The organism is Streptomyces sp. UNOB3_S3, from assembly GCF_020740895.1.
In the GTDB taxonomy this organism is placed as follows: Bacteria; Actinomycetota; Actinomycetes; order Streptomycetales; family Streptomycetaceae; genus Streptomyces.
Genome location: NZ_JAILXP010000255.1, coordinates 1 through 10,682 on the forward strand (window position 1 = coordinate 1; position 10,682 = coordinate 10,682).

Sequence of the window (10,682 nt, forward strand, 5' to 3'; positions counted from 1 at the left end):
CCTCCACACCGCCCCCCGCCAGTCCGACGAAGCCCTCGCCCGCTGGGACGCGGCCATGGACACCGTCTCCGACGCCGCCCACTCCGCCTACCGGCGCCTCGTCGAGGACAAGGACCTCCCCGCCTACTTCTTCGCCTCCACCCCCGTCGACCAGCTCGCCGAACTCCACCTCGGCTCACGCCCCTCCCGGCGCCCCGACTCCGGCGCGGGACTCGACGGACTGCGGGCCATCCCCTGGGTCTTCGGCTGGACCCAGTCCCGCCAGATCGTCCCCGGCTGGTTCGGCGTCGGCTCCGGCCTCAAGGCCGCACGCGAAGCGGGCCTGGACACCGTCCTGGACGAAATGCACAGCCACTGGCACTTCTTCCAGAACTTCCTGTCCAACGTCGAGATGACCCTCGCCAAGACCGACCTGCGCATCGCCCAGCACTATGTCGACACCCTCGTACCCGACGAGCTCAAGCACGTCTTCGACACGATCAAGGCGGAGCACGAGCTGACGGTGCGGGAAGTCCTGCGCATCACGGGGGAGGACGAGCTGCTGGCGGCCAGCCCGGTGCTGCGGCAGACGTTCCACATCCGCGACGCCTACCTCGACCCGATCTCCTACCTCCAGGTCACCCTGCTGGACCGGCAGCGCCGCGCCGCCGAACAGGGCGCCGACCCCGACCCGCTCCTGGCCCGGGCCCTGCTCCTGACCGTCAACGGCGTCGCCGCCGGCCTCCGCAACACCGGCTGAGGCCGGAGACGGGGTCTCCCAGGGGGCGGCCGCCCCCTGGGAGACGCGGTCAGGAGTTGTACGTGGTCTGCGCCCGCTCCAGACCGTCCACGATCAGCGTCTCCACCGCGTCCGCCGCACGGTCCACCTCGAAGGCCAGCTCCTTGCGCTCGGCCGACGAGAAATCCTTGAGGACGAAGTCCGCCACCTGCATCCGCCCCGGCGGCCGGCCGATCCCGAACCGCACCCGGCAGTAGTCCGGGCCCATGGCCTTCGTGATGGACTTCAGACCGTTGTGGCCGTTGTCACCACCACCGAGCTTCAGCCGCAGCTGCCCGAAATCGATGTCCAGCTCGTCATGGACCGCGATGATCCGCTCCACCGGCACCTTGTAGAAGTCGCGCAGCGCCGTCGTCGGACCGCCCGACAGATTCATGAACGACATCGGCTTGGCGATCACCACCCGCCGGCTCCCCGGCCCCGGCGGACCCACCCGGCCCTCGACGACCTGCGCCCGCGCCTTGTGCGCCTTGAACTTGCCGCCCATCCGCTCCGCCAGCAGGTCCGCGACCATGAAGCCCACATTGTGGCGGTTGCCCGCGTACTCCGGGCCGGGATTGCCGAGGCCCACGATCAGCCAGGGGCTGGAGTCGTCCGTCATCTGCATGTCTCCTTCATACGCCAACCGCCGCCCCGCTCCGGCGAGGGAGTGGGACGGCGGTCGGAGGAAAAGCCCGTCAGGGCGTGGCTCAGGCCGAGCTTCAGGCCTTGACGACCAGCAGGTCGACGTGCTCCAGGAAGCCCTTCAGCGGGTCGCGCTGGACCTGCTTGGGAACGACGACCTCGTTGCGGCCCTCGAGCTCCAGGGAGAGGACGACGCCCGGGTTCTTCAGGGCCATCATCAGGTCGTGACCCGGCAGGGACACGTGGACCGGCTCGGCACCGTGGCCGTAGATGACGGCGGGAACCTGGTCGGCGCGACGGATGCGGCGGGCAGCGCCCTTGCCGAAGTCGGTGCGGACGGTGGCGGCGATCTTGATCTCGGCCATGGTGCACTCCTCGAGTAACAGCTGATGTGGACGGTCACCCGGCCCACGACAGGCCTGCTACGAAGAGCGCGTCGATAACGGACCGCCGCACACCGCTGAGCGCAGTGCGGCCTCCCTCGCCGAGCAACTCGAGGAGTCTACCCGGCGGGGGAGGCCGCTCAGAAATCGATCAGCGGTCGCTCACCGCGACTGCATGATCGTTACAGCAATCGACCCGGCTCAGCCCAGCTCGTCGAAGAGGCTCGTCACCGAACCGTCCTCGAAGACCTCACGCACGGCACGAGCGATCGTCGGCGCGATCGACAGCACCGTGATCTTGTCGAGCTCCAGCTCGTTCGGGGTCGGCAGGGTGTTGGTGAACACGAACTCGCTCACCTTCGAGTTCTTCAGCCGGTCCGCGGCCGGACCCGACAGCACACCGTGCGTCGCCGTCACGATGACGTCCTCCGCACCGTGCGCGAACAGCGCGTCGGCCGCGGCGCAGATGGTGCCACCCGTGTCGATCATGTCGTCCACGAGCACACAGACGCGGCCCTTGACGTCACCGACGACCTCGTGGACGGTCACCTGGTTGGCGACGTCCTTGTCACGACGCTTGTGGACGATCGCCAGCGGCGCACCCAGACGGTCACACCAGCGGTCGGCCACGCGCACGCGACCGGCGTCCGGGGAGACGACCGTCAGCTTGTCGCGGTCGACCTTGGCGCCCACGTAGTCCGCCAGGATCGGCAGCGCGAACAGGTGGTCCACCGGACCGTCGAAGAAGCCCTGGATCTGGTCGGTGTGGAGGTCCACCGTGAGAAGCCGGTCGGCGCCGGCCGTCTTCATCAGGTCCGCGATCAGACGGGCCGAGATCGGCTCACGACCACGGTGCTTCTTGTCCTGACGGGCATAACCGTAGAACGGCAGGATCACGGTGATGCTGCGGGCCGACGCGCGCTTCAGCGCGTCGATCATGATCAGCTGCTCCATCACCCACTTGTTGATGGGAGCCGTGTGGCTCTGCATCAGGAAGCAGTCCGCGCCACGCGCCGACTCCTGGAAGCGGACGTAGATCTCACCGTTCGCGAAGTCGAAGGCCTTGGTCGGGACCAGGCCGACGCCCAGCTGGTGCGCGACCTCCTCGGCAAGCTCGGGGTGGGCGCGGCCGGAGAAGAGCATCAGCTTCTTCTCGCCGGTCGTCTTGATCCCGGTCACAGCACAGTCTCCTTGGATGTCGCTTTGTGTGCGCTTATCACGGTACGCCCCGCGCGGCGTGCCGGTGTCACGGTCACTGCTCGTCGCCGGTGTCCCGCTGGGCCGCGGAAGCGGCCTGCGCGGCCGCGCTCCCGGGACGCTTACGGGCCACCCAGCCCTCGATATTCCGCTGCTGGCCACGGGCGACGGCCAGCGAGCCCGGGGGCACATCCTTGGTGATGACCGAGCCGGCGGCGGTGTACGCGCCGTCCCCGATCGTGACCGGAGCCACAAACATGTTGTCCGATCCGGTCCGGCAGTGCGAGCCGATCGTGGTGTGGTGCTTGGCCACACCGTCGTAGTTCACAAAGACGCTCGCCGCGCCGATGTTGGTGTGCTCGCCGATCGTCGCGTCGCCCACATACGACAGATGCGGGACCTTCGTCCCCTCGCCGATCTCGGCGTTCTTCATCTCGACGTAGGCACCGGCCTTGGACTTCCGGCCCAGCTTCGTCCCCGGCCGCAGATAGGCGTACGGGCCCACGAGCGCGCCCTCGCCGATGACGGCGGAGTCCGCGACCGTGTTGTCCACCCGGGCGCCCGCGCCCACCGCGGTGTCCGTCAGCCGCGTGTTCGGGCCGACCTCGGCACCGGAGGCCAGGTGGGTGGCGCCCAGCAACTGGGTACCCGGCTGCACCAGCGAGTCCGGCTCGAAGGTCACCGTCACATCGACCCACGTGGTGGCCGGGTCCACGACCGTCACACCGCTCATCATCGCGTCGTGCAGCAGCCGCTCGTTCAGCAGCTTGCGGGCCTCGGCGAGCTGGACGCGGTTGTTGATGCCCAGGATCTCCCGGTGGTCGCCCGCGACGGCGGCACCGACCCGGTGACCGGCCTCGCGCAGGATCCCCAGGACGTCGGTCAGGTACTCCTCGCCCTGGCTGTTGTCCGTGCGGACCTTGCCGAGCGCGTCGGTCAGCAGCTGGGCGTCGAACGCGAACACCCCGGAGTTGATCTCACGGATGGCGCGCTGCTCGTCGGTGGCGTCCTTGTGCTCGACGATCGCGGTCACGGCGCCGGTCGCCCCGTCCCGCACGATGCGGCCGTAGCCGGTCGAGTCCGGCACCTCGGCGGTGAGCACGGTCACGGCGTTGCCGTCGGCGGCGTGGGTGTCCGACAGGCGCTTCAGGGTCCCGCCGGTCAGGAGCGGGGTGTCGCCGCAGACGACGACCACGGTGCCGTCGAGGGCGATACCGCTGTTCGACAGCTCCTCCAGACCCATGCGCACGGCGTGGCCGGTGCCGTTCTGCTCGTACTGGACGGCGGTGCGGACCTCGGGGTCGATCTCGGCCAGGTGCGCGGAGACCTGCTCACGGGCGTGGCCGACGATGACGACGAGGTGCTCGGGGTCGAGCTCACGGGAGGCGGCGACGACGTGCCCGACGAGGGAGCGGCCGCAGATCGCGTGGAGGACCTTGGGGGTCGTGGACTTCATGCGGGTGCCCTCACCCGCTGCGAGGACGACGACGGCTGCCGGGCGGTTGGCGCTCACGGGTGTGCCCTTCGGCTTCGAGGGGGTGGACATCCGCAGGATACCGGGGCGTAAGAAGGTCGAAACGCGCGCGGGTCCTGACCTGGGAGGTCAGGACCCGATGATTCGAACTTTGAGCTCCCCCGCTAGGACTCGAACCTAGACCGAACACCTCCAAAGGGTGCCGTGCTGCCAATTACACTACAGGGGATGGCAAACCAGGCCAAAAGGGACGATCTCTAGATCGTCGCTTTGGCCCCCACCACTATGCCGTACCACCAGCCTTCGATGCGACGGTACAGATCGGCGCTTCTCAGGACGACGACGACCAGGCAGCCGTGGTAGCCCTCGCCCACGTTCTTGCGGACCGTTTTCGGATTGTGCTTCTTGAGGGTCGTCTTTTTGAGAGCGGTGGTATCGATGCCGACCAGGTCCGCCCAGAACTTCTCGGATCTGGCGATATCGGCGTTCTCGTGGATCATCACGCGGTACTGAATCCGGTCCGGGTGTACGCCGAGCAGTGCCAGCCACGCCAGATAGACCTGGATCATGTCGGGATCGCTGTTGATGAATGTGGCGCGCTCGTAGAGCCGGTGCGGCTTGCTTTTCGAGCCTTCCGACCAGTAGAGCCCGACCCCGACCAGGAACAGCTCGCGATTGGTCATCCGGCCGATCTCGTGCGCCGCCTCCAGCTTCGTCTCGATCCGCTTGATCGCCTGAGCCCGTCTGTGCGGCGCCCAGCGGGCCTCCCGCATCTCATGCATCTGCTCGGCCGTCTTCCGCGGCTTCGGCGGATCCCGCACCCACAGCGACACCGAGCTCTTCGCCACGCCCAGCTCGGCGACGATCTCGTCGTACGTCTTCCCGGCCAGCCGTAGCTCGCGGGCGCGGGCCTGCATGTCCGTCTTCGGTGGAACCATGACGCCAGCGTCCGCGCCTGGCCCGGGCGGAATCTTCGAATCCGCGATCGATTCAACAGTTCGGGCGAAACATGCAGCTTTCGCCCCCGTTCGGATTCGCTCCGTGCTGCCGCGCGTACGGGAAAACCGATGGCGCCCGCCCGTAGTCTGGGTGGTATGACCGCAACGGGGGCAATCGTGGAAGAGGGCGCGCGGGGCGCGCCCTCGGGGCCGTGGTGGTGGGCGCGGCGGCGGAGCATGGTGCTGGATGTGGCGCTGGCTCTGGTGTCGGCTCTGGAGTGTCTGCTGGAGGGTGTTTCCTTCGCGCACGAGGTGGGGATGCCCGCTGTGCTCGGGGGGCTGATAGGCGTGCCCGTGGGGGCCGCTCTGGTGGTGCGGCGGCGCTGGCCGGTCGCCGTGGTGCTGATCTCCATAGCGACGACCCCGGCCGAGATGGGTTTCCTCCTCGGGATCGTGGGTCTCTATTCGCTGGCGGCCTCGGAGGTGCCGCGGCGGATCATCGTGGTGCTGTCGGCGGCGTCGTTGCTGGGCACGCTGGTCGTGGCGGTGGCCCGGTTCCATCAGGACATGGCGCAGGACGGTTACCACCCCGGCTGGTGGTCGATGCTGGCGATCTCCCTGTTGCTGGCGTTGGGGCTGACCGCGCCCCCGGTGCTGATGGGGTTGTACGTGGGGGCCAGACGCCGGCTGGTGGAGAGTCTGCGGGAGCGGGCGGACGGTCTGGAGCGGGAGCTGTCGCTGCTGGCCGAGCGGGCGGAGGAGCGGGCCGTGTGGGCCCGTAACGAGGAGCGGACCCGGATCGCCCGGGAGATGCACGACGTGGTGGCGCACCGGGTTTCGTTGATGGTGGTGCACGCGGCGGCGTTGCAGGCGGTGGCTCTGAAGGATCCGGAGAAGGCTTCGCGGAACGCGGGGCTGGTGGGTGACATGGGGCGGCAGGCGCTGACGGAGCTGCGGGAGATGCTGGGCGTGCTGCGGACGTCGCAGGGCGGGACGCCGGTCGCCGAGCGGCCGGGGGAGGCGGAGCCCCAGCGGTTGGCGGAGGTGGCGGTGGCCGCTTCGGCCCGGGCGCGGGCGGCGTCGGGTGTGCCGGTGTCCTCGGTGGTGCCGGGTGTCCCGGGTGCCCAGGGTGTCCTCGGTGTTCCGGTGGCGGCTGTCGTGGACGGTGGGCCGACGCTGGAGGGGCTGGAGGATCTGGTGGGTCAGTCCCGGGAGGCGGGGATGGCCGTGGAGCTGTCCGTGGAGGGCGAGGGGCGTTCGTACGCGCCGGGCGTGGAGCGGACCGCGTACCGGGTGGTGCAGGAGGCCCTGACGAACGTCCACAAGCACGCTCCGGGTGCCAAGGCGGTGGTGCGGCTGGCGCACCGGGACGCGGAGGTGGCCTTGCAGGTGGAGAACGGTCCGTCCGACGGTGCCGGTACGGACGCGGGGCTGCCGAGTGGTGGCAACGGTCTGGTGGGCATGCGGGAGCGGGTGACCGCGTTGGGCGGGGTGTTCGTGTCGGGGCCGACGGACGCGGGGGGTTTCCGGGTGTCGGCGGTCATTCCGGATGCGGCGGCGGCGTAGCCCTGGGCTATGCCCCGCGCGGGCGTCAGTGGGGGGCGGCCGCCGACAGGCGTGAGGGTCGTACGCCCGTCACGAGGGTTCCGATCGCGTGGTCGATGTCGGAACCGAGGTACCAGTCGCCGGTGTGGTCAAGGCTGTAGACGCGGCCGTGGGCGTCGATGGCGAGGAGGGCCTGGCCGTCGAGTTCCTGGCCGAGGGGGCAGACCTCGGTGCCGAGCGCGCGGCCGAGGTCGGCGACGGTGCGGGCGAGGTGGAGGCCGTGCAGGGGGTCGATGTGGAAGGGCGTGGGGGCGATGTGGCGGCCCGGTCCGGGGCCGGTGATGTGCAGTCCGCCGAATTCCGCCCAGGCCTCGACGGCGGCGGGGAAGACCGTGTGGCGGTGTCCGGCGGGGGAGACGTGGGCGCGCAGGGCGTCGGCCCAGTTCTCGGCGGCCTTGATGTCCCAGCGGCCCGGTTGCCAGCCGGCTTCGCGCAGGGCGGCGTCGATGGCGACGGGGAACCGGGTGGCTGCGGTGCGGTCGAATGCGCGCATGGCGGGTGGTCAGCTCCTGCCGTTGGTCGGGGCGGCGGGGTCGACGGCCCGTACGCCGAAGTGGGCCAGGAGCTCGGTGCAGGAGCGGCAGGGCGGGGCGTAGCTTCCGTGGCGCGGGTCGCCGTCCTCGCGGATGTGGCGGGCGGTCACCTTGGCCTGCTTGAGGGCGCGGCGTGCTTCGCCGTGGGTGAGGGGTTTGCGGGCGGCGCGTTTGCTGCGGCCGGCTTCGTGGGCGCTGAGGTAGCGGGTGAGGAGTACGGCTTCGGGGCAGCGGCCGGTGAAGCGTTCGCGGCGTTCGTGGGTGAGGGTGTCGAGGAAGTCCTGGACGAGGGGGTGGAGTCTGGGCGGTTGGTCGGATTTGGCCGCGGTGCAGGTGAGTGTCTCGCCGCGGACGGACAGGGCGGCGGCCACGGCGGGCAGGAAGCCGTCGCGGCGGTGCAGCAGGGCGGGCGGCCGCTCGGCGTCCTCGGTGGAGCTCCAGGTGAGCCGGGGGTCGCCCGGGGCGCTCGCGTCGGTGTGCCGTTCTTGTGTCGTGTGCATGGCGGTTCTTCCCTCCCGTGCAATCCCCCTGTTGCGGGGATCAGACTGCCAAACGGGGCGGCGGGTGTGGAAGTCAGGTCCGTGTTGTGCGGGTCTGGTGTGTCGAATGGTCACCGTGAGGTCACGAGTCGTCGCGGCCCGGTCGTCGTCGCACGGGGTTCGTACGCATTCGCATACGGGTGCGGCTTCGGGCGCGGGGTCCTTCTTGCGGCAGCGCATAGGCTGTCGGGCACGAGTGTTCCCGGCGTCCGCCGCATGGCCGGGGTGTTCAGCAGTCCCGCGGGGGTTCGCAAGGCCCTGGGGGAGACACAGTTCAGCAGGGGGCTTTCGCCATGACGACAGGTCGGCTCGGGCAGCAGGCCGCGCCACCGAACGCGGCCTATGCCGGGCAGGTCGTGCACTTCCCGGATCCGGTGCGTCGCAGCCGTTACCCCAAGGGTGTGCGCGTCGACGACGACGGTTTCCCGGACTTCTCGCCGTACGCCCGGGCGGCCGCGGAGATCGCCGAGCCGCCGGAGGGCTTCGGCGTGGACGAGCTGCGGCTGACCGACTACGTGTCGGCCAACGCCGCGCAGCACGCCGAGGGCCATGAGCTGTGGGCCAGTCTGTCGCCGGTGGCCACGCCGCACGGCTGGACCTGGCACCACGTCGCCGGGACCCGCCGGCTGGAGCTGGTCCCCGTGGAGGTCAAGGCGCTGCTGCGGCATCACGGCGGGCTGGCGACGGCCGCGGTCGACCAGGAGAAGCGGGGTACGCGTCCGCTGCAGGAGACCCGTCCGGTGCACTTCGCGCTGCCGCAGCGGGATCTGGCGGTGACGGAGGAGCAGGTCCAGGGTGTCGAGGAGGACCTCGGTTACCGGCTGCCCGGCGCGTACCGGGCGTTCCTGAAGGCGGCGGGCGGCTGTGCGCCGGTGGGCGCGGCGCTCGACGCCGAGCTGGGGCTCGTGCTGGACCAGCCGTTCTTCACGGTCCGTGACGAGGCGGCCGTCAACGACCTCGTGTACGTCAACAAGTGTCTGCGCGACCACTTCACGAAGGACTACCTGGGCGTCGCCTTCGTGCAGGGCGGTGTCCTGGCGGTGAAGGTCAGGGGCGAGGCGATCGGTTCGGTCTGGTTCTGCCCGTACGACGACGCGCGCGACCGTGACGGGTGGACGGTGCAGGACCGGGTGGAGCGGCTGCTGCTGCCCTGCGGCGAGGACTTCGACGAGTTCCTGTCGCGGCTGGCGGGTGGTCCGCCGGAGCTGGAGACGGTGGCGAACCTGATGGTGGACGGCGGCTTCGCGCACGCCGTCCCGGTGGAGGGACGATCGGCGCAATGGTGACGTTCGCGCAGGCGCAGGAGCGCGCGGAGCGCTGGGTCAACGGTGATGTGCCGGCCTATCTCCAACGGGAGGTGAAGGTCCGGGAGTTCGACATGGGCTTCGTCTGCTGGGCCGAGGACCGCGATGGGGGTACCTCCCAGGCGTTGAGCTCTGGGGGAGGTCCCCGGGGTGACGGCGGCCGGGTGCGGCTGGTCATCGCGCGGGACAGCGGTGAGACGACGTTGTGGCCCGCGCTGCCGGTGGGCGAGGTGATCCGGCGGTACGAGGAGGAGTACGGGACGGTGGAGGAACAGCCTGCGTCGGGGGCGGGTGACGCCGCGCCGCGGCGGCTCGACCTGGAGGCGACGTCGTTCCTGCTGAGCCCGCCGCAGTGGCTCCAGGACGCGGCGGACGCGATGGGGATTCCGGACCGGAGGACGGGGTCGCAGGCGGCGGCGCCCGCGCCCGCGCCCGCGCGGCCGGAGGCCGAGCCGGAGCGCAAGGCCGAGCCCGTGCCCGCACCTGAGCGCGCGCTTGAGCCCGAGCCCGAGCCCGAGCCTGAGCCCGAGCCCGAGCCCGAGCCCGAGCCCGAGCTCGTGCCCGAGCCGGTGACCGCACCTGAGCCTGCGGCCGCGCCCGCGGCCGGGCCCGATCTGGTCAAGGCTCCGGCTCCGGCGTCGGCTCCGGCTCCGGCGGAGGCCGCCACGGCGGCGCCGGGTGCGGCCGAGCCGTGGGCGGGGGCGGACGTCCGCCCGGACGACGAGGACGACGACCTTTCCGTCGGCCTGCCCGCCACGGTCCTGGCTCCCGCCCTCTCGGGCTCGGACTTCGACGACACCCCGCCGCCGAGCACGCGCCCGGAGGCCAAGACCGAGCTCCTCCCGCAGGGCAGCGCCCTGCCGCGCACGTCGATCGCCCCGGCGATCGACGGCCTGGACGCGCCGGGGATGCCGCCGGTATCCGGTGCGCCGGGCCAGCCCGGCGTGCCGCCGGTGCCGGGTGCCGCGCCGGGGCAGGCCCCGGCCGCGCCGGTGTCGGGTGTTCCGGGTCAGCCGGGGATGCCGCCGGTTCCGGGCGTGCCCGCTCAGCCCGGCGTGCCGGGTGCGCAGGCGCCCGGGGCCCCCGGTCGGCCCGGCGTGCCGCCGGTGCCGGGTGCGCCGGTTCCGCCGGGGATGCCGCCGGCTTCCGCTGCCGGGCAGCCCGGTGCTCCGCAGACCCCGGGCTTCCCGGGCCGGCCCGGTGTCCCGCCCGTGCCCGCACAGGGTGTGCCGGGTGCGCCTGGTCAGCCGGGTGTGCCGCCGGCGCCGGGTGCCCCCGGCCGGCCGGGAATGCCTTCGGCCCCCGGT

General features: G+C 71.1%; 9 protein-coding genes, 1 tRNA gene and 2 pseudogenes. 4 read left to right on the forward strand and 8 right to left on the reverse strand.

Annotation, left to right across the window (positions count from 1 at the left end; genetic code table 11):
• On the forward strand, window positions 1-739 hold a 739-nt coding region (locus tag K6I33_RS24350; protein WP_229356660.1), incomplete at its 5' end, for a phosphoenolpyruvate carboxylase.
• A 49-nt stretch (window positions 740-788) separates the two neighbouring features.
• Here K6I33_RS24350 and pth read toward each other — a convergent pair.
• From pth to K6I33_RS24380, 6 genes and pseudogenes are all read right to left on the reverse strand, one after another.
• Entirely contained in the window at window positions 789-1,379 is a 591-nt protein-coding gene (gene pth, locus K6I33_RS24355; protein WP_229356661.1) for an aminoacyl-tRNA hydrolase, read from the reverse strand.
• A gap of 106 nt (window positions 1,380-1,485) precedes the next feature.
• Window positions 1,486-1,767, reverse strand: a pseudogene (locus tag K6I33_RS24360) (50S ribosomal protein L25); the annotation flags it as partial.
• Window positions 1,768-1,986: 219 nt separating this feature from the next.
• Window positions 1,987-2,964: a ribose-phosphate diphosphokinase gene (locus K6I33_RS24365; RefSeq protein WP_229356662.1), complete on the reverse strand. Its 978-nt coding sequence runs from the start codon at window positions 2,962-2,964 to the stop codon at window positions 1,987-1,989.
• 73 nt (window positions 2,965-3,037) lie between these two features.
• Window positions 3,038-4,495, reverse strand: coding sequence for a bifunctional UDP-N-acetylglucosamine diphosphorylase/glucosamine-1-phosphate N-acetyltransferase GlmU (glmU, locus tag K6I33_RS24370; RefSeq protein WP_308297286.1), 1,458 nt, complete (start codon window positions 4,493-4,495; stop codon window positions 3,038-3,040).
• Window positions 4,496-4,612: 117 nt separating this feature from the next.
• A tRNA-Gln gene (locus K6I33_RS24375) sits at window positions 4,613-4,685 on the reverse strand.
• Window positions 4,686-4,713: 28 nt separating this feature from the next.
• Window positions 4,714-5,394 (reverse strand): hypothetical protein, encoded by a 681-nt coding sequence (locus K6I33_RS24380; protein ID WP_229356663.1) that lies wholly within the window; start codon window positions 5,392-5,394, stop codon window positions 4,714-4,716.
• Between the two features lie 156 nt (window positions 5,395-5,550).
• Here K6I33_RS24380 and K6I33_RS24385 point away from each other — a divergent pair, with 156 nt between their 5' ends.
• The gene (locus K6I33_RS24385) at window positions 5,551-6,960 is read left to right on the forward strand and encodes a sensor histidine kinase (RefSeq protein WP_229356664.1); all 1,410 of its coding nucleotides are present in this window, start codon (window positions 5,551-5,553) and stop codon (window positions 6,958-6,960) included.
• 25 nt (window positions 6,961-6,985) lie between these two features.
• Here the strand turns inward: K6I33_RS24385 and K6I33_RS24390 are convergent, their stop codons facing one another.
• Both K6I33_RS24390 and K6I33_RS24395 read right to left on the reverse strand, forming a co-directional pair.
• Complete coding sequence (locus tag K6I33_RS24390) at window positions 6,986-7,492, reverse strand: SUKH-3 domain-containing protein (RefSeq protein WP_229356665.1); 507 nt, start codon at window positions 7,490-7,492, stop codon at window positions 6,986-6,988.
• 9 nt (window positions 7,493-7,501) lie between these two features.
• A complete protein-coding gene (locus tag K6I33_RS24395; RefSeq protein WP_229356666.1) occupies window positions 7,502-8,032 on the reverse strand; it encodes a YwqJ-related putative deaminase in 531 nt (176 codons plus the stop codon).
• Between the two features lie 332 nt (window positions 8,033-8,364).
• On the opposite strand from K6I33_RS24395, the gene K6I33_RS24400 reads away from it, so the two are divergent.
• Window positions 8,365-9,357: an SMI1/KNR4 family protein gene (locus tag K6I33_RS24400; protein WP_229356667.1), complete on the forward strand. Its 993-nt coding sequence runs from the start codon at window positions 8,365-8,367 to the stop codon at window positions 9,355-9,357.
• Window positions 9,351-10,682: pseudogene (locus K6I33_RS24405) on the forward strand (hypothetical protein); the annotation flags it as partial. The gene K6I33_RS24400 and the pseudogene K6I33_RS24405, both read left to right, overlap by 7 nt.

Excerpts from the sequence above, each read along its gene's own strand:
- pth (WP_229356661.1), bottom strand. The coding sequence starts at position 1,379 with ATGACGGACGACTCCAGCCCCTGGCTGATCGTGGGCCTCGGCAATCCC.
- K6I33_RS24380 (WP_229356663.1), bottom strand. The coding sequence starts at position 5,394 with ATGGTTCCACCGAAGACGGACATGCAGGCCCGCGCCCGCGAGCTACGG.
- K6I33_RS24385 (WP_229356664.1), top strand. The coding sequence starts at position 5,551 with ATGACCGCAACGGGGGCAATCGTGGAAGAGGGCGCGCGGGGCGCGCCC.
- K6I33_RS24390 (WP_229356665.1), bottom strand. The coding sequence starts at position 7,492 with ATGCGCGCATTCGACCGCACCGCAGCCACCCGGTTCCCCGTCGCCATC.
- K6I33_RS24395 (WP_229356666.1), bottom strand. The coding sequence starts at position 8,032 with ATGCACACGACACAAGAACGGCACACCGACGCGAGCGCCCCGGGCGAC.
- K6I33_RS24400 (WP_229356667.1), top strand. The coding sequence starts at position 8,365 with ATGACGACAGGTCGGCTCGGGCAGCAGGCCGCGCCACCGAACGCGGCC.